We start from the raw sequence: 24,594 nt of genomic DNA, 5'->3' as shown, positions 1-24,594 counted from the left end.
TGAACCGTCCGGAGCCGGAACCAATCCGGCCCGGACCCATTCGGAAGGGTTGCCCAGTGGCCGAAGGCGTAACGCTATTGACCGGTGCCGGCGGCTTCATCGGCGCCCATCTCGTCAATCGTCTTCTGGAGGAAGGGGGCGAAGTCCATGCGATCGTTCGCCCCTCCACCGAACTGGGCCGCCTCTCGCCTTTCGCCGAGCGCCTGACGATCCACCGCATCGACCTCTCCGACCGGCTGGCGATCCGCGCTTGCATCCGCGCCATGGCCCCGCGCCGCGTATTCCATCTCGCCGCCGAGACCCGCCTGCCGCCCGAGCCGGACTTCACCGCCGCGCGCGCCACGGCCGCGATCTATCTCCAACCCGCGCTCAACCTGCTGCAACCGCTGGCCGAACTGTCCCGCCCGCCCGAAGTGGTGGTGCGCGCCGGGACGATCGCCGAATATGGCCGCGCGGCACTGCCCTACCGCGAGCATGCACGGGCGGTCCCCTCCACGCCCTACGGCGCAGGGATGCTGGCCACGACCGAGGCCATCGCCATGCTGGCGCCGCGCCTGCCCTTCCCGGTCATCACCGCCCGCCTCGCGCTCTGCTACGGCCAGGGGCAGGCGCCGAGTTTCCTCGTGCCCGCCATGATCGACGCCTGCCTTTCGCGCCGGTCAATGACGATCCGCCGCCCCCACGACCGGCGCGACCTGCTCCATGTCGAGGACGCGGTGGATGCCCTGCTGCACATCGCCCGCAGCGCGCCGCACGCCCAGGACCTCGACTGCGTGAACATCTGCACCGGGGAAGCCCCGACGATGGAAGAGATCGCCTGCCGGATCGAGGCGATGACCGGCTGCGGCGAAGGCTTCCTCTCGCGGGCCGCTATTACGGACGAACCCGTGGAACTGCGCTCCAGCCCCGACCTCGCCGCCACGCGCCTCGGCTGGCATCCCCGCATCGCCCTCGACCATGGCCTCTCCCGCACCATCGCGGGCGAAAACGCCCTCTGCACCAAAGCAGGATAGATCCGTGAACGCCGAGCCGAAAACCCTGGTTTCCATACTGGTTCCCGCCTTCAACGAGGAACTCAACGTCGTGCGCTGCTACGAGGCGATCGTGCGCGTCTTCGAGAAGCTTCCCGATTACAGTTACGAGATCATCGTCACCGACAACCATTCGACCGACCGCACGTTCGAATTGCTGGAAGAGCTCGCCCGCAGGGACCCGGCCCTGAAGGTCATCCGCTTCTCGCGCAACTACGGCTACCAGCGCTCGCTGCTCTGCGCCTACAAGGCCGCGACCGGCGCCTGCTCGATCCAGCTCGACTGCGACCTCCAGGACCCGCCCGAACTGATCCCCGAGATGCTGGGTCTCTGGCGGGTCGGCCATCAGGTGGTCTACGGCATCCGCCGCTCGCTGAAGGACGGCTTCTTCGTCGCCACGCTGCGCCGCGCCTTCTACCGCTTCATCACCTGGATCAGCGACGACGACCTGCCGGTCAATGCCGGGGAGTTCCGCCTCGTCGACCGCCGCATCCTGGTGGAACTGCACAAGGTGGAGGACGCCTCGCCGTACCTTCGCGGGCTGATCAGCGCGATGGGCTTCTCGCAGATCGGCCTCGAATACGACCGCGGAGACCGCATCGCCGGGGAAAGCAAGTTCCCGCTCAAGTCGATGATCTCGCTGGCGGTGGACGGCGTGCTCAACCACTCGCTGATGCCGCTGCGCATCGCTTCGATCGCGGGCATCGTCATCGGCGTACTGAGCATGGTGCTGACGTTCATCTATCTTGTCGGCCGGGTCCTGCTGGGTCAGGCCTGGCCCGCCGGTTTCGCGACCACGACGATCCTGCTGCTCATGTCGATCTCGATCAACGCGGTATTCATGGGCATTCTCGGCGAATATGTCGGGCGGCTGTTCCTTCAGGCCAAGCCCGGCACCAAGCCGATCGTCGAGGAGAAGCTCAACTTTCCCGAAGTGATCTCGCTGGTTGCGCGCGAAAGACAGTGATGCGAGTGAGCACGAAGAGCACGCCCGCATAAGTGCAGATCGCCAGCCCCTGCACCAGGGCGCTGCGCTCGAACCCCGCACCCCGGCCCAGCGCGATCACGGCAAGGTTGGCGGCGTAGGCGATCAGGAACGCCGTGCCGTAGCGCAGCGCCTCGCTCAGGGTAGCCCGGTTACGCGCCCGGAAGGTCAGGTGGCGGTGGAGACCGTAGGAAATCGGCAAGCCCATCGCAAAGCCCGCGACATTGGCGGCATAGTCGCCCAGCCCGAGCCGCAGCCAGCCGAGGATCAGGCCATAGCCGATCGCGGTATTGGCCAGCCCCACCAGCACGAAACGCGCCAGTATCGCCGCCTCGCGCCCGAGCAGCGCCGCCTTGTCCACCGGGCTGCTCATCCGGCCTCCTGCGGCTTGCCGCCCACGATGAGGATGGGGCCGGTGGCGACGACGGTATCGGTGCGGTTCAAAAGCGGCTTCCTGTTGCGACGGGTTCCGCCGCCAGGGTGCACCGCGCCCTGCGCTTCCGGCAATCCCCCGGAAGCATAGCACCTTCGGTCATTCGCGCCGCCTTTCGACCCAAGGGATTAGGTCCGCGGAGCTGCATCGGGCACCCGAATACCGCACATCGAAACGGGTGCCCTTATGAAATGAGAATGCAAGAAAAACACGACGACCTTTATTCATTACAAGTTGATGAAAATTACACCCATACCGGACTTAAATCTTATGAAATTAAAATTCATACACCGCCACGAACAGCACTGTTGGCAATCCATTTCACAAACGGCATGAGTAATCGGAATCCGCGGGGCTGCACAATCTCTGGATTCGATCATTAATTCAGGGAGGCAATATGAGCGATCCGTTTGTCGGACAGATAATGCAGGTTGGATTCAATTTCGCCCCGAACGGCTGGGCGACCTGCAATGGGCAAATACTCAGCATTGCCCAGAACAATGTCCTGTTCTCGTTGCTCGGCACGACATTCGGCGGAAACGGCACGACCACGTTCGCCTTGCCGAACGCCGCCGGTCGCTCCTTCCTTGGGCTGGGACAGAGCACCGCGAGCGGGCAGAACTACAACTGGGGCCAGATCTCGGGGACCGAAACGGCAACGCTGACGATCGCCAACATGCCTGCCCACAACCATGCGGCGACCTTTACCGGTACGGCAGGCGCCACGTCGGCGACCGGCACGATCCAGGCGGTCACCGGAACCACGAACCAGACGAATATCCCTGCGGAGGGTTCGCTGCTGACCAATGCCGCGAACGCCGGTCCGAACCCGGTGAAGATCTATGCGCCCAGCGGGACCACCGGCCCCGTCGTCAATCTGGGCGGGGTCTCCATCACCGGCGGCAGCTTCACGCCGCAAGGCTCCATCGCGGTGGGCATAGCCGGCGGCAACGCACCGTTTTCCATCATGAATCCCTATCTCGCGGTACAGACCAACATATCGCTCTATGGCATCTATCCGTCACGTTCCTGATCGATCGCCACGAAAAAGGATGCGGCGCCCGTCCTCCCGGACAGGCGCCGCATCGCGTTGTGTCGTCAGGCGAAAACCGCCTCATAGATCCGGCGGTCGGGCTGGGGCTGCAACTGGGTGACGCAGATGGCGTGAGGACCACCCTTCCCGCAGTCGAACTCGTAAGTTCCGTCGATCAGATACGTATCCAGAGCGGATTCGAAGTAGAGCGAAAAGGGCGCGCGCACATCGAAGCCGGCAATGACATTGCGACGATGAATGCGTCCCAGCATGACTTCGACCGGCTCCGGCACCGTTCCAACGCGGACCTTGCGGCCGACCCACGGTTCAAAATCTTCCGGTGTAAGCAGTGTCATGACGTGCCGTTTCCCCCACGGACGAGCGAATCTTCGTCCTCGTTTCCGGAACTTGCCACTATAACCGTCGGTCGTGAAGCCGGGTCGCAATGACGCGGGCCGGTATGTCGACCCGATCGGGAGATGCCTTCGCCGATGGATTCCAGCGCGTTGAAACCGTTCCCCTCCGCTCGCCGGATGCCGGCCCTGACCGAAGAACTTCGGGCATCGGACGTCGAACTTCCGCCTGCATCCGCCGCGGACATTCCATTTCTTCTTACGCTATACAGAGCCTCGCGGCTTGCCGAACTGCTGATGACGCCTTGGCCTGCCGAACGGAAACAAGCTTTTCTCGACGATCAGTTCGCCCTTCAGCACAGCCATTTCCTGAAAGTCCATCGCAAGGGCGACTACCGTGTGATCGTCCAGGCTGGACGGTCTGTCGGACGCATCTACTGCGATCGTAGCGCTCGCGACTGGAGGCTGATCGACATCCTGCTTTCGAAAGAGGCCCAGGGGAAAGGCATCGGCAGCGCACTTATCCGCTGGATGCAGCACTCGGCCCTTGTCGCGGGCACAGCGCAATTGCGGCTGAGCGTCGCACATGACAATCCGCGCGCGCGCAAGCTCTATGACCGACTGGGTTTTCTCGAAACCGAAGTCGGCGCGACCCATACCGGCATGGTCTGGAACGGAAACGGCCGACCTCCATCCGGAAAGGACGGCGGCGGCAAAGCATAAGGTGCGAAACGGCGCCTGGGGCAAGGGACACGCCCCAGGCGCCGCTTCGCGTTCCCCCGCAGGGCCATCGGGAAACGATGGCACCGCGGGGGAGTCACAGGGTTGTTAGAAGTCCACCTTGGCGCCGATACGCAGGTAGCGGCCCATGAACAGGCGGTCCTGCCAGGCGGGGTTGAACTGGTACAGGCCGTAACCCGCGTTCGGATCGTACTTCGGCTTGCCGTCGAGCACGTTCAGAACGTCGAAGTAGAGCTTGAACTGGTCCGCCACCTTGACTTCGCCGTGGGCGTCGAGGTCGAAGGTGCTCGGACCGTGGCACTGGACCGGATCGCCGTTGTCGTAGGTCAGGAGTTGCCCGGCCTTACCGCTCTTCTGGCAATCCTTGTAGGTGCCACCGGCATCGGCCGAGGTCGACGAATAGCCGCTGGTGTAGTTCGCGGTCAGCGTCAGGCTGGCGCGATCGTTGAAGTCCAGCGTGTTCTGCCAGGTGAGGCGGAAGCGCGGGGCGCCCGAGCACGAGGTCAGGTTGCAACCGCCCAGCGAACCGTCGTAGCGCCACACTTCGCCGTTGTCGTTCTCCTGCTCCAGACGGATCAGGTACGAAGCATTGGCCTTGGTCTGCCAGGTGATCGAGTTGGTCAGGTTGAAATGGGCATCGGCCGAGAAGTCGATACCCTTGCCGAGCATCGCGTTCTGGTTGTTGAACGTGCCCGCAATCTGGCCCAGCAGCGGCAGCGCGCTCGGATTCTGCGGATCGGGCTGGCCCGGTATGATGGTGACGCCCGGAACGTTCACTACGCCGTTGTTGCCGTAGTACTGCTCGTAGATTTCAGAGCTGATGTTCGGCGCCGTGATCAGATTCGTGATCTTCGTGCGCCAGTAATCAAGCGTGACCGTGACGTTGCGGACCGGCTGAACGACCATGCCGAATGTGTAGGACGTCGAACGCTCCGCCTTCAGGTCCCGGTTGCCGCCGGACGTCACACCCGGCGAATACGTACCCGCGTAATAGGCCGGATTGCTGGCATGGGCTGCACAGAAGGCCTGGTAAGTGTCCTCGCTGCAGTTGATCTGCGCGCTGTTGTAGCCGGTCGAGGGCGCCTGGAACGATTCGTTCAGGTTCGGCGCACGGAAACCGCGCGAGAAGGTGCCGCGCAGCTTGACCTGCTCGATCGGACGGAATTCCGCCTCGAACTTGGGCGAGAACGCCTTCTGGCCGGTCGAGTAGTGGTCGTAGGAACCGTCCGCCTTGACGCGCAGCGAGTCGATGATCGGAACGGAGATTTCATACGAGGTCGACCAGACGTCGCGGTGGCCCACCACGCTCACGGCGTTGATGCCGTAGTAGCGCGCGTAAGGGTTTTCTTCGTTGGGAGCGTTGGCGCTCGGGTTGTTGATCGATTCGTAGCGGTACTGACCGGCAACCGCGATGTTCACCATGCCGCCCGGCAGTTCGAACACGTCCTTGCTGAGCGTGCCGATGACCTGCGCCAGCTTCGAGGTCGCACGACGTTCCTGGTCGCGGAACACCTGCTGGTTGGCTTCTGCCGAGTTCTGCGAGGGATCGACGAAGTTGTAGGTCCCCTGAGCGATGGCATCGGCCAGGCCCTGAAGGTAGATGTAGCCGGTGTTCTTGACGTCCAGCGTGACCTTCGAGGCCGTGGCACCGACCGAGTAGTCCCAACCCGAGCCGAAGCTGCCGTGGATACCCGCTGCGACGCGGTAGGTCTTCGCATCGGTGAAGGTGCGGCGCGGCTGGTCGGGCATGCCGCTCAGGCGCGCGAGCTGGCCCTGCGCAGCGTAGGGGTTGTTCGGGTTGAGCGTGCCGTTCGAGGCATTGCAGCCCGTCGCCAGCAGATTGCCGTTGGCATCGACGCTCGACGTGCCGTTCGCGCAGACATAGACCGGCAGGAAGACGTTGGTCGCAGTGATCTGCTCGCCGCCGGCTGCCGTCTGACCCGCCCACGAGGAGTTCACGGTCGAGTTCGCGGTCTTCACGTTATAGTAGTTGAGCGCGATGAACGCTTCGGCATTGTCGCCGACCTTCACCGTACCGCGCACCGCAGCGCCCTTGCGGGTCGTTTCGGCCGTGTACATACGGTAGTCGTTGACCAGATCCTGCTGGCAGACCACCGAGGGGGCGGTGTTGACATTGGTACCGTTGGTGTACTGGGTCTGGCCGGTAGCCTGCTGATCAGGCGACAACGTCGCGGCATTCAGGCCGCCGCAGCCGGCCGCAGCGTTGAGCAACTGGTACGAACCAAGGAAGAGAGGAGCCCGTCCCGGTTCGGTGCTGTCAGGAGCCGGAAGGGTGCTGGCGTAAACCGGAACGTAGTTGCCGTTGGCGTCGATCGTCGTCGAGGTCGCCTGGCCGAAGTTGACGGTGGTCGACTGGAAGCCGTTGTAGCTGCCATCGGCCTGGATGCCGTTGCGGATGCTGTTGGTCAGGCAGCCCTGTTCGGCGGTGCCGCAGATCGAGCTCTGGTCGGCCGTGCTCCACGGGCCCTTGCGGTCGCGCAGGTAGAGCGAGTCGTTGTGCTGGTACTCGGCGCTGGCGTAGATGTTGAAGCCCTGGTCGTTCAGGTCGCCGTAGCCGTAGCTGGCGTTCAGGCGCTGTTCGCCGCCGTCGCCGCGCTGCGAGATACCCATCGAGCCGTCGAGGTGCAGGCCCTGGACTTCGCGCTTGGTGATGACGTTGACCACACCGGCGATCGCGTCCGAACCATAGGTGGCCGAAGCGCCGTCAAGCAGGGTGTCGATGCTCTGGACGGTGGAGCTGGGAATGCTGTTGATGTCGACGATGTTGCGCTGCGTATCGTCCGCCAGCGGATAGTAGGCGGTGCGCATGCCGTCGAACAGCGTGAGCGTGTAGGCGTTGTTGAATCCGCGCAGCGAGGGTGCGGTGGCGCCGGTGGTGAAGCCCTGCGCTGACCAGCTCGCCGGGATGGTGCCGGCATTGTTGGCGGTCAGCGACTGGAGAGCGTCGGAAACGGTGGTGATACCGCGCTTCGTCAGGTCGTCCGCAGTGATGGACACCACGGGAGACGCGGTGGCGGCGGCGGGATTGCGGGTAATCGAGCCGGTGACGACGATCGCGTTGTCGTCGGAAACGTCAGCGGTTTCAGACTGCGAAGCGGTATCCTGCGCCTGGGCGCTACCGCAAAGCAGGACAAAAGCCGTGAGGCTCGTGGCGCTGCACAGCACAGCCTTCTGGAAGGGGGTCTTCAAATCTACGTTCCTTGTCCATTACTCAGGCGGGGCATGCGACCAGACCCGCCAAAAGTGCGGCTGACGCCGCCATTGGAGCGTTTCGATGACGCTCGACGGCAGCCCATCGCGCTCAGGACGTTAGGGTTCAAACGACTTTTGCAATGTTATTGCATAACATCACCAATATGTGTCCGTTGCGCAACAGGTATCTTATTGGATGGATTTTGGTTCTATTAACGGTTGATGAATCCGGCCCAACAAAGCCCTGCGAATCGAAAATTCCGGGCAGGCATATTCCTGCTTCTGGTCAGGAACTCAGCCGCCATTTCCGCGGTGCAGACATAGCCCTGCCCATCCGGGAACCGACCGGACATTACAGGACCGATGTCGCGAACGATCGAACGACCACATCATCGCCGTCAGACGAAGACCCTCCGCAAAACACCAACGCGACCTAACGCCGTATGGAAAAGCAAAGCCGAGCACGCGAAGGACAACCGCTTGCGGATCGCAGGCAGAAGGCTTGCCAGACAAACGTTCGAGCTGAAATGCGAAGGAATAGCATCCCGAGAAACTTCATCACTCCCAGCTACTTTCTGGGACTTCAACGAAGAAGCTCTATGGCGGAGAGGGTGCCCGTCCCAAGATCGCCAATATGTGGCGGATTTCTGCGGCTGGCGCCTGGGTCGGAAAATCAGATACCCCCGATTGTACCCCCAGCCTATTTTGCCCTCCGGTTCGACTCGCGGAAGCTCCGCCTAACCCCGCGAATCATCCGCCGCAATGGCGTCCCGGTTTACCCACCTTTCATAGACAGCGTGCATGGTCAGCGCGGAGGTGAAAGATGGACATGTTAGATCGAGCTATCCGCGATGAAGAAGAAGCGGATGGGGTACACGTCGAAGAGTGCTTCCATTGCGGAGCGCCTGTTCACGATTCAACGCTGGGCGCCGAAGCGGCCCTATGCGACGCTTGCAATAATCGAGAATGAAGAGAACAGGCAGCAATGAACGACGACGCTGAGAGCAGGCGGGCACATTTTTACCGACAATTCGGCGGCCTAACGATCGCGTTGGTGGGCATCGCATATTTTGCTCAACCATTGGTCCGATTTATGCCGCCCGCTATGTTCGCACTTGGGGGATGCTCCGTCTCGGCTGCAGCAGTGGCGGCCTATAGCTTCATGGTGCACCAGCGAAAGCGTGAACAGTGGGCAGTTCTCATTTTTGGAGTTATCGGTCTGATCGGCTTAGGTATATCGGGGGAGCAAGCCTTACGGGACAGCCAGGCCGCAGACCGATCTTGTCGGGAGATCCAGTATAGGCTGCTCTCTCCTAAAGCGACCGAGCTTGATGCTGCCCGCTTCCAGGCGTTCGGCTGCCGCCCCCGGCTAGGCGGCGGGTACAACTGGTTGGACAAGTTCTAGGGGAAGCCGCTTGGGTCAGGCCGCTCCGTATTGGGATCGGGTGATGCTGGATTATGCCCGGGCGTCCCTCAAGGTGTTTCGACGGGATCTCTCCGTTTAAATCTCCCGGCTTCCGCCCCGCACGTGGGTGCATAATCACGGCGAGGCCGGGAATTTGACAAGTCGCCGCTTCTGCCAGAAGAGGCTGTGACGATAGGCGAACCGGACTGTCGCAATTCTGGGGTCGTTCGGCAACGACCTGCTTTATCGGCCTTGCTTCGTCAGCAGTAAAATCCGATAGATAACAGATGGGCAGCGCTAGGAAAAACCATGGCTAAGGCCCCCGAAACACGGATATCGTATAGCGACGCTATTATTTTAGCATTAGCAGTATTCGGCATTCTCTTCGGCCTAAGCTATCTTAGCTTTGAGGCGGCAGTCGTCGTGGGGATCCTGGTCCTAACGTATGTGGTGATGAAATTACTCACCACCTAAGCCGAGCTGGCCTTGGCGACGGTTGACTTTAGGGTCGATCACTCGCGTGATACGTCGGGAGACGTCAACCTCTCCATTCAGAATGCGTTTTTCAATGAGGACGTCGACAACCATTCGCTGCCCTACGGCTAGCGGAAGGCCCGTTCCTTGTGAATTGAGTGCACGAATGAATTCCTCATCCTCAATTACCGCGCTCCAGGCCTCATCGCCTGCTTGAAACCTCCATTTGGGCTTGGTGTCTCCCGGCTTCAGACTTGCGCGCAAGATCGACACCGGAACACTAGTCTCGACCGCAGTCATCTTATCAGCGCCTGGAAACTGCTTGGGCGGCGGGGCATGATAAAAGGGGAAGTCAGCACGCGGAATTCTGTAGGCTGGCCCTCCTACCGTCGGGCGAGGCGCGACCCCGATCGCCTTAACTCGCCTGTCTTTTTCGACTTCTCGAATAAGATTGTGCCGCCTTGCTTCTAGCTCTTCGTCACGGAGCAATTGCACAACAAGCTTCGCAATATCACGCTTATCCTTGTCGGATATCTCAGCGAAATCCTTGTGCCCCATCAACTCCAGAACTTTGTTTCCGGCGTCGGCCTGAAGATGAAGAAAAGGCCCAGCAGCAAAGAATGCCAACACCCCGCCAACGATCGCGCTCAGCGCTTTCCGATCACCCTCTCGGACCGCCTTTATGAGGTTGGTGATCCATAGGCTGCCTTCTTCGGTATTTACGAGTTCAACATCGAACTCAATTCCCGGGGCAACGATCTCGGCAATCTCACGGATGATTCCGACCCACTCGAGCGTAGCCCGCGCTACGACCTCAAGGTTTGCATGTTCGCCTTTTGGGATATCAAAATAGAGACTTAGCGGCTTTTGATTCATACCGAACATTTGTCCGGATCAACTTCCAGAGTCTACTTATTTTATCAGCGGTCTCGGGTGTGTGTCTGGGTTAAAAATCTTTAACTCCACAATCTCCAAACGGTGCCTCTGTTTCAGACGCCACGATTTTGCCCGGCCGCCCAAGTGCGCTCCCGCTCGCATTCCCGGCATACATGCGGCTGGCAGATGTCCTCGCCGCCGTCCTGGCGCGGCATGATGTGTACGCGCTCGACGACGGCGACGTTCTCGACCCGATTACGAAAATTCGACCGCTCTTCGGCTGGGTACGGCGTGAGGTAGCCGGGCGCTGGATTTTCAAAGCGTAGTCGTAGATAGCGTCGAGCGCCTCAAGCGTTAGCCTCACCAGCGCGCCAACCGATCGGGTCGGCAACCCAGCGGCCGGTCTCAGCCGGGAGTGCTCGGAAGGAAGACACCACGACATAGGGCGGAAGCTGTGGCGATTGTTTCCGGTTAAGCGCGCTAGGGTAATGCTAGCGCGCTTCCGGCCCTCACTTGTTGTATTCAGCCAGCAGTTTCAGTGCTGTCGCGGTTTGATTGAGCTGGTATTCAGCCACCTGCTTATCGATCACACGCGGGGTCGCACCTTGACCGTGACCTCCGGCCTTGTTCCGGACCACGTTTATGCTGCCTTCTAGGATAGTACGCAGGCCTGTAAAACCCTGCTGCGTGTAGGAAGGGATGAAATCGTGATCGTAGAGGGCCTTGACAAGGTCTTTTGCCGTAGACTTTTCAGTTATCTCCACCCAGCCTTGTTCGTTCGCTATTATTTTCATCATACTCTCAAAAGCATTGCAGCAGTCGTGAATGCTGTCCTCATAGTCCTGCGCCTTAAACTCTTGATGAGACTTCCGGAATTCCTCGTTCACCGTAACATACTTAGGGTCAGATAGGAGGCCGAGAAGTGGTACAACCACTTCCTTGTGAACGAAAGTCGATCCTATTTCGAAAATCTCGCCGCCTTCAAATTGGAATCCAAACCCGTCCTCAAGCATAAAAGCATTGATAGCCGCGATATGCCGGTCGCGTACTTCAGGAGACTTAGCATCAAGGTTACTCGCAATCCGCATGAAAGTTTCTAATCCGCTCAGCAAGTAATCTGTGTCATCCTCAGACAAAAACCAGCCACGAAACTCTCGCCAACCCTGTTCGGAGACTCTTGGCCCTGATGAAGCCAATTCGAATACGCCCTTTTCTTGGCGCATCTCATCGACAACAAATTGAAATATCTCGATGCCGTTGAAATTCCAATACGATGTTGTCGCCAATTCATCGAGGCGGAGGAGAACCTGGGCACGAAGCCTATCTGACATGCTCTCGTACTGGTAGATGTCCGCCACATCGCCTTTGTCACGGAGCAGTTTTCGACGGCGGTAGGTCATTGGAAGTGACAAGATAATCCCCTTAGCTGTGACGAATCTACGACTATTCACACAGCTTTCATTACTTTGAGCTTAAACGTGCTCGCTTGCCCCATGATCGCAAGGATCAAGCCCAAGGTGCGCGAAGTCGACGTAGCCGGTGTCGTGGCACCGGCCGCAACCTGACTTGGCCGGTGGCTCTGCCCGAGGGGAGAGTGCGTTTCGAACAGCGGCGTGATTCTCCATCACATGCAAGCCGATTTCCTCCAGGGTATGATTCCAGATCATTGCGCCATCCTTGGGCTCGGCAGCGTCAATGAGGGCGACCAGTTCGGCTACAGGGTCCTTTTCGCTTTCGCTCACTTTGTTTCCCCTGCTTACGCGCGCCAGCCCATCGGGTCTGCGACCCAGCTGTCGATGTCGGCCTCGTACCAGCCGACAAGGCCGGGGCTGATCTGGGTGGAGCGGGGGAACGTCCCCGCATCCATCCGGCGGTAAATGGTGGTCCGGCTCAGGCCGGTGCGGGCCTTCACGGCGGCGAGGCGCAGGATGGAGATGGTTGCGTCCGTCATTGGCCGCGCCTCAGGCCGCGATGGCCGGCGCGCGCCAGCCCATGGGATCGCTGACCCAGGCATCGATGTCGCTCGCGTACCAGGCGACCAGCCCAGCGCTGATGCGCAGGCAGGCCGGGAAGGTCCCTGCCCGCATGCGGTTGTAGATCGTGGTGCGCGACAGGCCGGTGCGGCCAGTTACCTCTGCGAGGCGCAGCAGGCTTTCGCGGCGTCGGTCGGCCGTCATCGTTCGGTACTCCTCTGTGATTCCTGCTCTGCCCGGCTGGCCTTCCACCGCTCGAACGCGGCGGCATGGCTGGGGCAGAGATCCTTGTCGGGTGCGGGCGACGTGGTGCAGCGGGCGCAGATCGGCTGGTCGCAGGTGCCCTCGCCCACCTTCCAGTCGCAAAGCAGGGTGGCTGGGCCGCCGCAGCTGGTGCAGCGCTTCCGCTTGCGGGGGCCGCAGACGATGGCGGTACCTCCGCCGGGGAGGCTGACGTGCTCGCAGGCCATTACGCCAGCCCCGCGTCGATGTTGCCACGGTGCACCTCGAATGTGACGGCGACGATCCACGGGTTGTCGTCCCAGCGCTGTCCCTCGGTGGTGTGAAGGCTATCCCACAGGGTGGCATAGCTGCGCGTCGCGGGAGTGGCGGGGTCGGTCATGTTGAATCCGGCGCCGCCGCTGAAGTCGCGCCAAGCCTGCCCGCCGATGCAAGCGAATCCCTCAATGCCCTCCGCTTTGGCGTCGGCTTCGCTGCACTCTTTCAGGCGCTGCACCCGAACTTCGGTGACCGCAAGCCAGAGGCGCGAGGCCGTGCGAGGCACGTGAATTGCCGGCACCCAAGGGCCTGCGAACGTAAGGTCATCTTCGCAGGTGGCGAAGTTCTTCCGCCCGCGCTTGCCCCGGCCATAGATAGACAGGTCACCCCATCCGCCCGCTTCGGGCTCGTTGGGCACGTTTTCGGCGTCGTCGTCCTCCCAATCGAGGGTCGCGCGGTACTGGAACTGGTCGAGGCCGGACTTCCGCTCGATCGCCCGGCACGTTTCCCGCACATAGAGCCGGTCGCCTTCCGCAAAGGTTGCCTTGTGGATCGTTAGGCACTTACCGGTGTAAAGACGTGGCCTTTCCTCGCCCTCGACATGCAGATAGCCGACCTCGCAAGGCGTGCCCTTATCGTCGACTGGAAACACTTCCGGCACTGGTTTGAGCAGACGCCGCGTCTGCGTCTTCCGTCCGGCGAGCAGCGCGCGCACCATCGGCGCGCTGAAGATGATTCCCTTGTCAGCCATCGAGCTGCTCCTTCGTCTGGGTGATGGCCGCCGGTGCGGCTGGCTTCGCCATGTCCGACAGCATCTTCGAGCCGTTCAGGTAGAGGCGGACACCGTTGAAGATCTGCTTGGCGAGCTGCGAGCGCGCGATGGCGTCGTTCACGCCGATCTGGCCAGCCCGCAGCGCCTCGAGGTCGCCCGCAAGGCCCTGGATGATGTTGGCCACGCCCAGCGCATCGGACACGGGCGCGGATACGTAGTCACGCGGCGGCATATTTCGTGCTCCAATGAATCCGCATCGCAGCGGTGTGCAGGGCTTCGGCCAGCGCGTGGATGCGGATGGCGTTGCGGCGATCGCGGAACGAGCCAGCGGTGGCCTTGCCCACGCCCTCGGCGTAGGTCTTCTCGCAGTACCGGCAGACCGGCGGCAGCTCTTCGGTGGGACCGACGGAACTCCACCGCGTGTTGACCTGCCGTTCGCAGATCACGCAGCAGAAGTCGGGGTGCTCGGACATCATGGGCCCGCCTCCCGCGCCAGAACCTCGGCCTCCATCGCTTCGAAAGCCGCCAATTGCCGCGACGCCTCGTCCCGCCGCTCCTTGACCTTGGCCAGCTGCCGCGTGCACTCATCAACCCGATCCGACCAGCCTTCGACGCTGGCGCGAGCGTTGCGCGCTGCCCACTTCACCACCTGGTCCCGATCGGCGGAGAAGGTGTTCTCGAACATCATCCGGCCGTCGTGCGTGACGTTAGGGTATCCGACCTCCTCGCAGGCACACTCAACGATCTCGGCACCTTCGTAGGTGTAGACCGGAATCGAGCGCTCGAACGTGTCCGGCTGGGCCACCAGCCGCGCGAGCAGCTCCGGGTCCTCGCGCATCTCGTTCTGGTAGCGATCGATATCGGCGTTGATCGACTTGCCCCACCGGTCCTCCCCATCGGTCTTGGTCAGGACCCCATCCAGCGAGATCACGATGATGTCGTGGATGTAGGGCGAGCCAATGCATATGCCCTTCTCAGGATACACCGCGACGTTGTGCAGGATCCGGTAGTGTTCCTTGACGGATTTCCAGCCCATTACGCTGCTCCCGCCAGGACGGCGCGCGCGATGTGGCGCATCATCTCCCGGCAGTCTTCCGGGTGGTGGTCCTCGTTCAGGCCGCCGATGCAGGTGCTGCTGTCGCAGTGGTCCGCCTCGGTCTCGTAGCCGCATTGCTCGTCGAAATCGAAGCCCATGGCGCTGGCGGCAGAGCGCGCGCCCACCTCGACCGGATCAGGATCGACCGCCGCGTCAGCGTCCGGGAAGCGGAAGGCCCAGCCGTTGGCGCCGGCGAAGCGCTGGCTCGAGAACTTCTCGATGGTCCGACCGTCGTCGGTGAACTGGATGTAGATGCCGGTCATGCCGCGCTCCCGATGAAAAGGTTGCCCTGGCGCTGCGCATCCTCGATGCGGCGGCAGGCGATGTCGAAGAACTTGGCGTCGCGCTCGATGCCGATGAAATCACGGTCGAACTCGACGGCCGCAACGCCAGTGCTGCCCGAGCCCATGAACGGGTCGCAGATGGTACGGCCGTTCACGTTCATGACGATCTTGCGCATGACCGGCAGAGGCTTCACCGTTGGGTGCGCGATCGCGCCGTCCTGCCCGTTGCCTGCCACGATGAAGCGCTGCTTGTGACGCAGCTCGCCCTCCGGGTGGCTGCCAGTCAGCCAGGCATGGACGTAGATCTCGGTGTCCGGCTGGTAATGGCGGTTGGCCACCGGCATCGGGTTCGTCTTGTGCCACTGGCAGATGGCATAGCGGTCGTATTCGCTGGCTAAGTGCGGCAGCAGGCTCGCCCACTGGTCATTGTGCGCGAAAACGACCGCCGAGCGGAACTGCTTGGACGAAATCAGCGAGTGCTCGAAGCCCTGATCGAGACCGGCGGCCTTGATCTGATCCATGTTCTCGCGGTCCTTGCGGAAGAGGCCGCCGCCGCTGGTCGAGAACTCGTAGGGTGGGTCCGTCACCGCTGCGTCGATGGGCCCCAGGGTGGGTAGGATTTCACGGCAGTCGCCCAGATAGAGGACGGCGCGGCCGATGTGCTCGATCCGGGTCATGCTGCCACCCCCATGCAAGCACAGCCGCTCTCACCCGGCTGGTACTGGAATTCGCGGTTGGGCTCCGCCCGAAGCCGCTCTGCAAACGTGTCGAGAGGCATCGGCTTCTTGTCACCGCCGCGCCGATCCGTAAGCATCGCTACGTCCGCACCGAGAAACTCGCGCAGCTTCCGTTCCCACATCGCGTCGTAGGCGAAGCGCTCCGGCTGGACGCGGAAGCGGTTGGCCCAGTGGGCCTGCCCCGCTTTGCAGCAGAAGCCGCCGCAATTGTTGTGCAGGTATCCTTGCAGGTAGAGGCGAGCCCGGCGGATGCCGAATTCGTCCAGCGGAGCCAGCAGAAGCCGCAGGATGTCGGCCGGGAACTGCTCTCCCCGCAGCAGCGCTTCATTGAGCGCGATAAGCGGTGCCTCGTAGAGCCAGCCATCCGCCGCATTCGCACGCAGAATTCCTAAGCTCTTGCTGTCACCGTAAAAGCGGTGTTCCTCATGCTCGCCGATGCCAACGGTGAACACGTCGGGAGGTCCGAAAAGTTCGCCGACACGATGGCAATTTGCCGCTCGCCAGTCCGCAAGGGGGAGACGCTTCAGCGCTTCCGAGCAGGGGTCGACGCCACATGTTCCCAATGAAACGGCGATCTCGGAACACCTCAATGGGATCGCGGCCCTCAACCAGCCAGATCAAGCCTGGGAGTGCGTCCATCGTTCGCGCCCGCAGATCTGCGAGAAAGGCGCGCCATTCGGGGTTACCCCTATACTCCTCGACCAGCGTACCTTCGGGAACGCGGTAGTCGGGAAAATCGTCCGCTCGCACTGACCAGTTGATCGAGCGCTCGAAGAACGCCGAAGCGCCTTCGATGAGGAATCGGTAGGCGTCTGCATCCTCGAACAAGGTATCGGTGAAAAGTAGACGGTGCTCGGCATGAGGATGCAAGCGCTTGTCGATCATCGACGCGCGCCAACTACCCTCGCCTGCTGAAAAGAGGTGATTGCGTCGCATCATGCTTCACCCGCCTCCTTCGGTAGGCCTGCACTGTCTTGCTGCGCGCGCATTATTCTGTGAAAACAAACGCGTAGCGATCCGCATTCGTGGGTCGCCGGGGGCAGTCGATGATAGAGAGTATTTCGGGGCCTGAACGAGGTGCCGTTTTTAAAGACCGCCGCGCGCTTTTTGACGCCGGCTGGCACAACCAAACCGACGCTGGAATTGCGGGCAACCGGCAGACTGGCGCGACGTCGGTAGTTCTTTCCGGGGGCTACCCTGACGACGAAGACCGCGGGGACATGGTCATTTACACCGGGCATGGTGGCCGTGGCGGGCGCGACAGCACGGCCCAGGCGGCAAACCAAACGTTCGACGCGCGGGGCAACGCCGCTTTGGTCACGAGCTGTTTGCGCGGAACCCCGATTCGAGTGTTTCGAGGCGGGAAGCACAAGGAATTCCGCCCCGCCACGGGCTATCGATACGATGGCCTCTATCGGGTTGACAGCTACTGGTACGAAACCGGCCGTGCCGGCTTTCAGATGTGCCGCTTCAAGCTCGTCGCGCTTGAAGGAGCCCCGCCTGGATTCGCGCCTTCTGAGGCCCGGCCGACGAAGCGGGTCGCTACAACTATTCAGCGCCTTGTTCGGGACACCGCGAAGAGCCGCGAAGTCAAAGAAATGCACGACTACCACTGCCAGGCATGCGGCATCCGCCTGGAATGCGTTGGTGGACCTTATGCCGAGGGCGCCCATATCCGCCCCCTTGGTCGTCCGCATGATGGGCCTGACGAGACCACCAACCTGCTGTGCCTTTGCCCGAACCACCATGTTCTGTTTGACAATGGTGGCTTCTCGATCGCTGACGACTTTTCGCTGATCGGACTGCCTGGAAAGCTGCGGACCGTTCCGCGCCATCAGATTGGAGGGGAGCACCTTCGCTACCATCGCGAGCAATGGCGCCCGCGCTGACAATCGCCATGCCTGTATGTCGGGGAGAGTGGCGTAATTCAGGCGCACGCGGCGGTCCTTTCGAATGAGAAACTGGGAGGGCGTCCCCACGCGGCCCTCGGCGCGTCCTGAAAATCCGCGGGATTGCGGCTGGGGAGGGAATGCGGGGGACCTAAGTCTTCCTTTCCGTGACGCATTCCCTGCGAACTGGGCTCAGCCCGTCCGGCTGGCGGCGACATCGCGCGCCTTGCGCAACGTCAGGCCGACCAGCGCGGCGAGCATGTCCGGCGCCGGGACCTCAGGCAGGCCCGTGGCGCCCCGCCAGACGCGCGCGAGGTAGGCGGCGACCGCCTCTTCCTGCGTCTGCGTCAGGTGGAGGTTGCCCGCGGCAGCACCGGAGGCCGCGGGCGTGAGGGAGGGTACTTCCGGAACGGCGGGGGGCATGCTGTTCCGGCCGGTGCTTTGGGAGAGGGGTGAGCCGGGCGCGGTCAATTGCCGCGCTCCGGCTCGGTGCGACCCGACAGGCGGTCGGGGTGAAAATCGTAAGCCGAGACGACGCCGACCATCACGACCAGCGCCACGATGATGAAGCCGATCACGGCGGGCCAGAAGGCGTCCGACAGGATGAAGGCGCGCGCGGCGGCGTTCTCGTTGATGAGCCGGGCGCCGTCGTCCAGGGCGTAGAGCAGCGCGGTGCCGACGGCGAGCGTCGCGGTGATGATGGCGGCGAAAGCCAGCTGCGAGCGGATCACAGCTCACCTCGCGCGACCATGCGCTCTTCGATGTAGTCCCAGAGGTCGATGAAGTTGTCGAACTTGACGACGGGGCCAGTCACCAGGTGGAGGCGGTAGAGCATCATGCGCCCCAGGCCTTGAGGATCTTCTGCGCCTGGATCTTAGCGTAGAGCATGCGGGGGCAATCCGGGCCACCCTGGGCCTGAAGCCCGGACAGCAGATCCGAAACCACCCGCACTGCGCAGTCACGGTCAACGAAGGAAAGCGTCGATGTGCTGGACGGCGCTGGCGGCTGGGAATTTCCGGGAAGGGATGCACGGTGCATCGGCGGTCTCCAACAAGGGTCCCGGCAGGTCTGCGCTTGCGGCTCACTGCTGGGCTGTTGGAAGCAACATACGATTATCGTAATCTCGCCGTCAATACGTTTTTCGTAATTTTGTATCGATTGGGACTTGTTGGGATTTCCCTCTTGAGCCTAAGTTCTTGTTATGTTCCATTATGAACACCAACGAATCAAGCGAGGTGGAAATGCGTCGGGGCTGTCGAGTTGAGTATTTTGGGAAGGCCAGAGGGCCGATCAGGGACAATCTGGACGAGGCAGAACGGGACGCAGCTCGCCTAAAACTCGGCTCTTACGACGAAGACGGCCGGTTCTTCCTAGACGTCGGCGCCGAGCTGCGTTGGGTCCCTATCAACTGCGAAGTGGCGGCCTGATCACGCCATCCGGCGCAGGAAATCAGAACCGATCAACACGGAGACGACACGCCCGATGATGTTGATCGGCTCTGACCCGATCTCGATTTCCTTATGAGCCAGGTCAGTAGACAGCGGAACCAAGCGGGCGGGATCTTGCATGAACCGCTTGAAGGTAAACTCGCCCGCTTCGTTGCTCACGACGTAAAGATCGCCCGAAAACAGCTTCTTATCGTTCGGGTCAACGATCACATCGCACCCTAGCGGCGCGATCTTGTTCATGCTTTCGCCATCCACCTCAAGCGCGAACACGCCCTTCGGCAAGTTGGCTGGCACCTCGATGCTGTTGGGCGCATCTGACAAGGCTTCGCGGAGCGCGCCAGCTGGCACCATCCCGATACGCGCGATCTTTCTGACCGACGGGTCCGGGCCTTCGTCCATTCCGAAGTAGCGCACCAGGATCGGCATCTCGCGCTGCTGCACCTTGCGAGTGCCTTTCAACATCTCGGTGACCCGCGCCGGAGCAATGCCGAGCTCCGCCGCGACTTCCTTCTGCAGAACCTTGCCCGAGCTGATCCAGCGGCGGAGTTCAGCGAGAATGTCATCGTGTGTCAGCATGGCGCGACATTGCGAAGTTCGTAAGCGAGCGTCGATGACGAAGTTCGTATTTTCGCTTGCGCTGAAATTACGGTTATCGTAATTCGATGGCATGAGCACGGTTGCAGATATCCTCGAAAGTCTTGGTGGCGTCACCGCTGTTTCGAAAGAAACGGGCATCCCCATCACGACGGTTCACACTTGGAAGCGAACAGGCTTCGTCCCGCATTGGCGCATTCCGGCGCTGCTCAAGATGGCCAAGCGCCTCGGCAAGCCGCTCAAGGCCTCCAGCTTCCCGGTCCGACAAGCAGCCGCATGAGCGCCCGCTGCCCGCACTGCTCCGGCAACATCGCCGAGGGCGCCGCCGTCACGCGTGGTGAATGGTGGGTAGGCCCTGCCATCGTCTATCGCGACGGCGAGCAGATCGCCCTGCCCCGGTATCTGGCGCGCGTTCTCTACGCGATCGCTTACGCCAATGGCGAACCGGTCTCGCACCATGACATCCCCGGCATCACGGCCGCGACGCTCAACAATCACGTTGCCGCCCTCCGCCGCCTTTTCGGCGACCGCACGCCCATCCGCGTCGTCGCCCGCAAGGGCTTCGCCTGGGATGCGCGGCCATGACTTACCGGGGACACAAGGGCGCTGACGAACGCGCGGCCCGGCTGCTCGCTCTGCTCACCAAGTGCGCTCGAGAAGGGCGCATGTGCCCGAGCAACGGCGAGATCGCAGGACTTCTGCACATGGAAGGCGTCCATACCGCCTCCAAGTCCATCCTGCGGCTGGAAGCGCGCGGCGCGATCACGGTCAAGCGCTACAGGTCCTCGCGCGTCGTCACCATCGTCTCGACCGGCCAGAGCACCGCGAGTGCCCTGCCCCCTTCCCAGCCGCTGCACGCTGATGGCGCCGCCGGGGCTGATCACCAGCCGCAGGGCGATGCCAGCGCGCGCACCAAGGCGCAGCCCCTCGGCATCGATCGCGAACCCTGCCGCCTCTGCGGTGTGCGCGGCGACATCGGCTGCCGGCACACGCGCCGCGTCGCCCGCCCCATCGTGTTCGTCCCCGTTTCTCTTCATTCCGCTGAGGTATCCCAGCTGTGACCCGCACATCCACCGGCCCGAGGCCCGTCTTTTCCGCATCGAACGTCCGCGACGAGATCGCCAACGCCTTGCAATCCATCAAGGATGCCAACGGCTACACGGACGAGGATCTCGGCCGCGTGCTCGGCAAGAGCGAGGACATGGCCGCCGCCTATCGCAAGGGCACCAGCGGCATGGACGCTTTCAGCCTGCTCGCCGCCTGGCGCGAGTGGAACGGCCCGTTCATCGGCCCGATCCGTCGTTTCGTGGAAGGCAGCCGCCCGGTCGATACCTGCGACTTCGCCGCGCAGTCCGCCATCCTGAAGGCCGCTCTCGCGCTGGCAGTCGCCCTGGAAGACGGGGACATCGATTACGAGGAAGTGCGCGACAGCCGCGCCGACCTTGAGCGCGCCCGCGACGCCATCGACGCCCAGCTCTCGAAGCTGGTTCGAGCCGCCTGACAAGTTTCGAGCCGGGGGGATGGCGCGCACCCCGGCCTGGAAACCTGAATGCGCGCCGGAGTGATGCAAGATGGATCATAACCCCGAAACGGGCGAAATCATAGAGGAGCACGCCGCCGACGGCGGTCGCCGCTATCCAGCGGCCTCTACCCTCACCGACCTGCTGATGATGCTCAAGGACGGCGCGTTCAACGCCGACAGCACCGCGCCGCTTCAGGAGTTCGCCCAGAAGCTCGAGGCGGCTGGAATCGACAGCAACAAGAAGGTGAAGGGCAAGATCACCCTCGCCATCGATGTCGACTTCGATCCGGACAAGGGATTCTCGACCCTCACCCCGTCGCTGGCCTTCAAGCTGCCGACCGCGAAGCACGGCGCCACCGTTGCCTGGTTCACCCGCGATGGTCGCCTGAGCCCGAACATGCCCCGCCAGGGCAACCTGTTCGGCACCATCCGTGAAGTCACCACCGAACCGCGCACCGTGCACGGCTGATCAAGGAAAACGATCACATGACCACTACCGATACCAGCGCTCTCGCGCTCGCTGCCGCCGACACCGTTGCCGACCGCACCGGAGAGCTGATGGACAAGGCCTTCAACCTGGCCGAGCAGCATCTGCGCGCCCAGATCGTGACGGTTACCGATCCGCGCACCGGCACCGAGGCGCCCGTCGCCCTCACGGCCAGCGGCGCACAGGCACTCTCTCCCGACCTCTGGGACGAATACCGCTCGCACCCGCTGTTCCGCAGCGGCACGGCCGTGCTCACCCAGCTACCCTCGTTCATCGAGTTGGTGAACCGCTTCAAGTTCGGCAATTCGGCGATCTTCGCCACCGACGACTTCAAGAAGCCCTCGCTTACGGCGATCTTCGACTATCACCCCGCCAACGTCGACGAATTCGGCGTCATTCCGCCCAATCTGGTCGAATCGATGCGCCACAGGGCGACGTATGCCTTCCCGCTCTCCGAGGAATGGAAGGCGTGGTTCGGCAAGAACGCCACCCCGATGTCGATGGGCGAGTTCGCCGCCTTCCTCGAAACGCAGATCGTCGACGTTTCCGAAGATCCCGTGTCCGAATGGTCGAAGCAGGCGCAGGCCTTCGCCAAGGCTAACCGCGCGACGACGCCCAGCTCGATCGCCACGCCGACGCGGCTGGTCGATATGTCGCTCAAGTTCCGCATCTACGAGACGGCGGAATCGTGCGAAGCAGTCAACCTGACGACCGGCGAAACGCAGTTCGCTTTCGTGTCGGAGCACAAGGATTCGGACGGCAAGCCGGTCGACTTCCCCAAGCTGTTCTCGATCGCCATCCCGATCTTCGCGCGCTCGGCGGACGTCTACCGCATCATCGCCCGCCTCCGGTACCGCCTGGCGAACGGCAAGCCGGTGTTCTGGTACGAGCTGTGGCGACCGGACCTTACCTTCGAGACCGCCTTCAACCAAGCGCTGGAGAAGGTCGCGATGGAAACCGGCCTGCCGATCTTCACCGGCACGCCCGAAGCGTCTGCCGCGCCCAGCTACGACGGCCGTCCGTTCTAACGATGTTCGGCTGGCTCACCCGCAAGCGTAAGCCCGAGCCGGTGACCCCTGGCGCTGCTTTGGCCAAGATCGGCCATGCGCAGCGCCGGGCGCTGATCCACACCCAGGCGGACCAGATGCGGGCCAACGCAGGCCTTCCTCCTGTGGAGTGGCCCAAGCTGTGAGCAAGCTGCCGGACCGCATCAGCCTCGCCGACTTTGTCTCCCTGCCGCCCGCCAAGGCGGCTGGGAACAAGTTCGGCGCGCGCAAGACCGAATGCGGTCTGGGGCACAAGCACGCCAGCAAGAAGGAAGCGGGGCGCTGCGTCGAGCTGCACCTGCTTCAGCGCGGCGGGCAGATCTGCGGACTGGAGGTGGAGCCGACCTTCACCTTCATGGTCGCTGGCAAACCCGTCCTGCACCCTAACGGCCGCAAGGCCGTCTACAAACCCGACTTCTCCTACATCGAGCGCGGACGGAAGGTCTGCGAGGACGTCAAGGGGAACAAGGCCACCCAAACCGAGGCGTCGGTGCTGCGCATGTCCTTTGCGCGCGCCTTCTGGCCTGAGATCGAATGGAAAGTGGTGTGAGCCTTATCGCCACCGCCGTGAAGCATCTGCTCGCCGCCGGGATCACCGGTGACGCTCTGCTGACGGCTATTGCTGAAATGGAAGCCCAGGTGAGGGCAGAGCCGAAAGCGCGCAGCGCTGGAGCCCTCCGACAAGCTCGATACGAGGAACGCAAGCGTCAGAAGGCGTCAGAAATGACGCTTTCTGACGAAACTGACGCTTCTGACGCCTTGGCGTCAGGACCCTCCCTTCCCCGCCTCCCCAATGAAAATAATTCTAACCCCTCCACCCCTACCCACCCGGAAGAGAAATCACGCGCGAGCGACACGGGCACGCACGAGGCGGCAGGTTCCGACCCGGTGGAGGCCGATGACGGCGAGGTTGGCGGAGAAGCGCCTTCCAAGCCGAAACGAACCCTCGCCGTGCCGATCGCGCTGCCCGACGGCTGGGAGCCGGTGCTGACCCCAGCCGCCCAGCAGATCGTCGATGGCTGGCCGCCCGGCATGCTCGACCGGGAGCGGATGGCCTTCGAGGCTCATGCCGCCAGCAACGACCGCGTGACCAAGGATTGGCAGGCGGCATTCCGCACATGGATCGCGAAAGCCGACCGAAACAGGACCGAACGAAATGGGAATCGAAGCACGACAGCTGGGCGAGGTTTTGCCAGCAATCACCAGCCTGACCGCCGCGACGGGTTTACTCGATCGCTCGATGACACCATCGCCCGCGGGCGCGCCGGCGGTGCGCCTCTCCAATGACCAGCTCGCCGCCGCGCAGGCAGTAGCCGCCGCACCGTTGCCCGCGCTGGAAATGGCCGACACCGTGTTCCTGGCGCAGATCCTGCGGATGATGGACGTTCTGCCCCGCCGTGCCGACGACAGCGTGGGCGGCAAGCTGCGGCACCGAGCTTACGAGCTGGTGATCAGCCGCTATCCCCGACAGGCGCTCGAGTTCCTCGCCACCGAGGCGCTGCGCGTCTGCAAGTTCTACCCCAGCACCACCGAATGCGTGGAAATTCTGGCGCGTTGGCGGCGCGATGACGACGCGGTGCGCTCCAAGCTGGCTGCGAGCACCGCCGTGCGCCACGAACGGCAGGCCCGGTTCGACGATGCCATGTCGCGCTTGGCTGCTGGCGAGGCTTCACCGGCCGAGATCGATGCGATGCCGGAGCAGTG

37 protein-coding genes are annotated in these 24,594 nt (G+C 62.5%); 16 read left to right on the top strand and 21 right to left on the bottom strand.

Translation table 11 applies throughout. From position 1 onward, the window contains the following. Positions 1–56 precede the first annotated feature (56 nt). Positions 57–1,013: an NAD-dependent epimerase/dehydratase family protein gene (locus tag V7066_RS04770; protein ID WP_334182101.1), complete on the top strand. Its 957-nt coding sequence runs from the start codon at positions 57–59 to the stop codon at positions 1,011–1,013. A gap of 4 nt (positions 1,014–1,017) precedes the next feature. Continuing rightward, positions 1,018–1,998: a glycosyltransferase family 2 protein gene (locus V7066_RS04765; RefSeq protein WP_334182100.1), complete on the top strand. Its 981-nt coding sequence runs from the start codon at positions 1,018–1,020 to the stop codon at positions 1,996–1,998. Here the strand turns inward: V7066_RS04765 and V7066_RS04760 are convergent. Further along, a complete protein-coding gene (locus V7066_RS04760; RefSeq protein ID WP_334182099.1) occupies positions 1,952–2,389 on the bottom strand; it encodes a GtrA family protein in 438 nt (145 codons plus the stop codon). The two genes, V7066_RS04765 and V7066_RS04760, sit on opposite strands and share 47 nt — an antisense overlap. A 457-nt stretch (positions 2,390–2,846) precedes the next feature. On the opposite strand from V7066_RS04760, the gene V7066_RS04755 reads away from it, so the two are divergent. Next, entirely contained in the window at positions 2,847–3,482 is a 636-nt protein-coding gene (locus V7066_RS04755) for a phage tail protein (RefSeq protein WP_334182098.1), read from the top strand. A gap of 65 nt (positions 3,483–3,547) precedes the next feature. Here the strand turns inward: V7066_RS04755 and V7066_RS04750 are convergent, their stop codons facing one another. Next, the gene (locus V7066_RS04750) at positions 3,548–3,838 is read right to left on the bottom strand and encodes a DUF6916 family protein (RefSeq protein ID WP_334182097.1); all 291 of its coding nucleotides are present in this window, start codon (positions 3,836–3,838) and stop codon (positions 3,548–3,550) included. 123 nt (positions 3,839–3,961) lie between these two features. Between V7066_RS04750 and V7066_RS04745 the strand changes: the two genes are divergently transcribed. Then, positions 3,962–4,558, top strand: a complete 597-nt coding sequence (locus V7066_RS04745; protein ID WP_334182096.1) for a GNAT family N-acetyltransferase — start codon at positions 3,962–3,964, stop codon at positions 4,556–4,558. A 105-nt stretch (positions 4,559–4,663) separates the two neighbouring features. Here V7066_RS04745 and V7066_RS04740 read toward each other — a convergent pair whose 3' ends face one another. Beyond that, positions 4,664–7,786, bottom strand: a complete 3,123-nt coding sequence (locus V7066_RS04740; RefSeq protein ID WP_334182095.1) for a TonB-dependent receptor plug domain-containing protein — start codon at positions 7,784–7,786, stop codon at positions 4,664–4,666. Positions 7,787–8,640: 854 nt separating this feature from the next. Between V7066_RS04740 and V7066_RS04735 the strand changes: the two genes are divergently transcribed. After that, the gene (locus V7066_RS04735; protein WP_334182094.1) at positions 8,641–8,778 is read left to right on the top strand and encodes a hypothetical protein; all 138 of its coding nucleotides are present in this window, start codon (positions 8,641–8,643) and stop codon (positions 8,776–8,778) included. An 875-nt stretch (positions 8,779–9,653) separates the two neighbouring features. Here V7066_RS04735 and V7066_RS04730 read toward each other — a convergent pair. The 14 genes from V7066_RS04730 to V7066_RS04665 form a co-directional block, all read right to left on the bottom strand. Beyond that, entirely contained in the window at positions 9,654–10,553 is a 900-nt protein-coding gene (locus V7066_RS04730) for a hypothetical protein (protein ID WP_334182093.1), read from the bottom strand. 500 nt (positions 10,554–11,053) lie between these two features. Beyond that, positions 11,054–11,956 (bottom strand): STM4504/CBY_0614 family protein, encoded by a 903-nt coding sequence (locus V7066_RS04725; RefSeq protein ID WP_334182092.1) that lies wholly within the window; start codon positions 11,954–11,956, stop codon positions 11,054–11,056. Between the two features lie 60 nt (positions 11,957–12,016). Continuing rightward, positions 12,017–12,286: a hypothetical protein gene (locus tag V7066_RS04720; RefSeq protein ID WP_334182091.1), complete on the bottom strand. Its 270-nt coding sequence runs from the start codon at positions 12,284–12,286 to the stop codon at positions 12,017–12,019. 14 nt (positions 12,287–12,300) lie between these two features. Further along, entirely contained in the window at positions 12,301–12,495 is a 195-nt protein-coding gene (locus tag V7066_RS04715) for a helix-turn-helix transcriptional regulator (RefSeq protein ID WP_334182090.1), read from the bottom strand. Between the two features lie 10 nt (positions 12,496–12,505). After that, positions 12,506–12,721 (bottom strand): helix-turn-helix transcriptional regulator, encoded by a 216-nt coding sequence (locus V7066_RS04710; protein ID WP_334182089.1) that lies wholly within the window; start codon positions 12,719–12,721, stop codon positions 12,506–12,508. Beyond that, entirely contained in the window at positions 12,718–12,987 is a 270-nt protein-coding gene (locus V7066_RS04705; RefSeq protein ID WP_334182088.1) for a hypothetical protein, read from the bottom strand. The genes V7066_RS04710 and V7066_RS04705 overlap by 4 nt, the downstream gene beginning before the upstream one ends. Beyond that, a complete protein-coding gene (locus V7066_RS04700; protein WP_334182087.1) occupies positions 12,987–13,766 on the bottom strand; it encodes a hypothetical protein in 780 nt (259 codons plus the stop codon). Before V7066_RS04700 ends, V7066_RS04705 begins: the two co-directional genes overlap by 1 nt. Beyond that, positions 13,759–14,019 (bottom strand): hypothetical protein, encoded by a 261-nt coding sequence (locus V7066_RS04695; RefSeq protein WP_334182086.1) that lies wholly within the window; start codon positions 14,017–14,019, stop codon positions 13,759–13,761. The genes V7066_RS04700 and V7066_RS04695 overlap by 8 nt, the downstream gene beginning before the upstream one ends. Beyond that, a complete protein-coding gene (locus tag V7066_RS04690) occupies positions 14,006–14,263 on the bottom strand; it encodes a hypothetical protein (RefSeq protein ID WP_334182085.1) in 258 nt (85 codons plus the stop codon). Before V7066_RS04690 ends, V7066_RS04695 begins: the two co-directional genes overlap by 14 nt. Continuing rightward, positions 14,260–14,823: a hypothetical protein gene (locus V7066_RS04685; protein ID WP_334182084.1), complete on the bottom strand. Its 564-nt coding sequence runs from the start codon at positions 14,821–14,823 to the stop codon at positions 14,260–14,262. The genes V7066_RS04690 and V7066_RS04685 overlap by 4 nt, the downstream gene beginning before the upstream one ends. Beyond that, the gene (locus V7066_RS04680; protein ID WP_334182083.1) at positions 14,823–15,146 is read right to left on the bottom strand and encodes a hypothetical protein; all 324 of its coding nucleotides are present in this window, start codon (positions 15,144–15,146) and stop codon (positions 14,823–14,825) included. Before V7066_RS04680 ends, V7066_RS04685 begins: the two co-directional genes overlap by 1 nt. Further along, positions 15,143–15,844 (bottom strand): DNA-methyltransferase, encoded by a 702-nt coding sequence (locus tag V7066_RS04675; protein ID WP_334182082.1) that lies wholly within the window; start codon positions 15,842–15,844, stop codon positions 15,143–15,145. Before V7066_RS04675 ends, V7066_RS04680 begins: the two co-directional genes overlap by 4 nt. Further along, positions 15,841–16,356 carry a hypothetical protein gene (locus V7066_RS04670; protein WP_334182081.1) on the bottom strand — a complete coding sequence of 172 codons (516 nt, stop codon included), beginning with the start codon at positions 16,354–16,356 and terminating at the stop codon, positions 15,841–15,843. The genes V7066_RS04675 and V7066_RS04670 overlap by 4 nt, the downstream gene beginning before the upstream one ends. Further along, entirely contained in the window at positions 16,328–16,789 is a 462-nt protein-coding gene (locus tag V7066_RS04665; RefSeq protein ID WP_334182080.1) for a hypothetical protein, read from the bottom strand. The genes V7066_RS04670 and V7066_RS04665 overlap by 29 nt, the downstream gene beginning before the upstream one ends. Positions 16,790–16,950: 161 nt before the next feature. Between V7066_RS04665 and V7066_RS04660 the strand changes: the two genes are divergently transcribed. Further along, on the top strand, positions 16,951–17,793 hold the full coding sequence (locus tag V7066_RS04660) for a YDG/SRA domain-containing protein (RefSeq protein WP_334182079.1): 843 nt from the start codon (positions 16,951–16,953) through the stop codon (positions 17,791–17,793). Positions 17,794–17,985: 192 nt separating this feature from the next. On the opposite strand, the gene V7066_RS04655 is transcribed toward V7066_RS04660, so the two are convergent. The 4 genes from V7066_RS04655 to V7066_RS04640 form a co-directional block, all read right to left on the bottom strand. After that, positions 17,986–18,264: a hypothetical protein gene (locus V7066_RS04655; protein WP_334182078.1), complete on the bottom strand. Its 279-nt coding sequence runs from the start codon at positions 18,262–18,264 to the stop codon at positions 17,986–17,988. Further along, positions 18,261–18,524 (bottom strand): hypothetical protein, encoded by a 264-nt coding sequence (locus V7066_RS04650; protein WP_334182077.1) that lies wholly within the window; start codon positions 18,522–18,524, stop codon positions 18,261–18,263. Before V7066_RS04650 ends, V7066_RS04655 begins: the two co-directional genes overlap by 4 nt. 103 nt (positions 18,525–18,627) lie before the next feature. Next, on the bottom strand, positions 18,628–18,831 hold the full coding sequence (locus V7066_RS04645; RefSeq protein ID WP_334182076.1) for a hypothetical protein: 204 nt from the start codon (positions 18,829–18,831) through the stop codon (positions 18,628–18,630). Positions 18,832–19,220: 389 nt separating this feature from the next. Continuing rightward, positions 19,221–19,910: a LexA family protein gene (locus tag V7066_RS04640; RefSeq protein ID WP_334182221.1), complete on the bottom strand. Its 690-nt coding sequence runs from the start codon at positions 19,908–19,910 to the stop codon at positions 19,221–19,223. Between V7066_RS04640 and V7066_RS04635 the strand changes: the two genes are divergently transcribed. The 10 genes from V7066_RS04635 to V7066_RS04590 all read left to right on the top strand — a co-directional run. Next, positions 19,909–20,115 (top strand): carph-isopro domain-containing protein, encoded by a 207-nt coding sequence (locus tag V7066_RS04635; RefSeq protein WP_334182075.1) that lies wholly within the window; start codon positions 19,909–19,911, stop codon positions 20,113–20,115. The two genes, V7066_RS04640 and V7066_RS04635, sit on opposite strands and share 2 nt — an antisense overlap. Further along, positions 20,112–20,420: a winged helix-turn-helix domain-containing protein gene (locus V7066_RS04630; protein ID WP_334182074.1), complete on the top strand. Its 309-nt coding sequence runs from the start codon at positions 20,112–20,114 to the stop codon at positions 20,418–20,420. The genes V7066_RS04635 and V7066_RS04630 overlap by 4 nt, the downstream gene beginning before the upstream one ends. Then, positions 20,417–20,896, top strand: a complete 480-nt coding sequence (locus V7066_RS04625) for a hypothetical protein (protein ID WP_334182073.1) — start codon at positions 20,417–20,419, stop codon at positions 20,894–20,896. The genes V7066_RS04630 and V7066_RS04625 overlap by 4 nt, the downstream gene beginning before the upstream one ends. After that, complete coding sequence (locus tag V7066_RS04620; RefSeq protein ID WP_334182072.1) at positions 20,893–21,336, top strand: hypothetical protein; 444 nt, start codon at positions 20,893–20,895, stop codon at positions 21,334–21,336. Before V7066_RS04625 ends, V7066_RS04620 begins: the two co-directional genes overlap by 4 nt. 70 nt (positions 21,337–21,406) lie before the next feature. Continuing rightward, positions 21,407–21,826, top strand: a complete 420-nt coding sequence (locus V7066_RS04615) for a hypothetical protein (protein WP_334182071.1) — start codon at positions 21,407–21,409, stop codon at positions 21,824–21,826. Positions 21,827–21,843: 17 nt separating this feature from the next. After that, entirely contained in the window at positions 21,844–22,872 is a 1,029-nt protein-coding gene (locus tag V7066_RS04610) for a DUF2303 family protein (protein ID WP_334182070.1), read from the top strand. 2 nt (positions 22,873–22,874) lie between these two features. Beyond that, positions 22,875–23,036, top strand: a complete 162-nt coding sequence (locus tag V7066_RS04605) for a hypothetical protein (protein WP_334182069.1) — start codon at positions 22,875–22,877, stop codon at positions 23,034–23,036. Continuing rightward, a complete protein-coding gene (locus V7066_RS04600; RefSeq protein ID WP_334182068.1) occupies positions 23,033–23,440 on the top strand; it encodes a DUF1064 domain-containing protein in 408 nt (135 codons plus the stop codon). Before V7066_RS04605 ends, V7066_RS04600 begins: the two co-directional genes overlap by 4 nt. Further along, entirely contained in the window at positions 23,437–24,177 is a 741-nt protein-coding gene (locus V7066_RS04595) for a hypothetical protein (protein ID WP_334182067.1), read from the top strand. Before V7066_RS04600 ends, V7066_RS04595 begins: the two co-directional genes overlap by 4 nt. Then, on the top strand, positions 24,131–24,594 hold a 464-nt coding region (locus V7066_RS04590), incomplete at its 3' end, for a hypothetical protein (RefSeq protein ID WP_334182066.1). The genes V7066_RS04595 and V7066_RS04590, both read left to right, overlap by 47 nt.

The sequence above is a fragment of the Novosphingobium sp. genome (assembly GCF_036820275.1).
Lineage (GTDB): Bacteria > Pseudomonadota > Alphaproteobacteria > Sphingomonadales > Sphingomonadaceae > Novosphingobium.
Note: the sequence above shows the minus strand (reverse complement) of the source record. Positions and strands in the feature narration are given on the sequence as shown.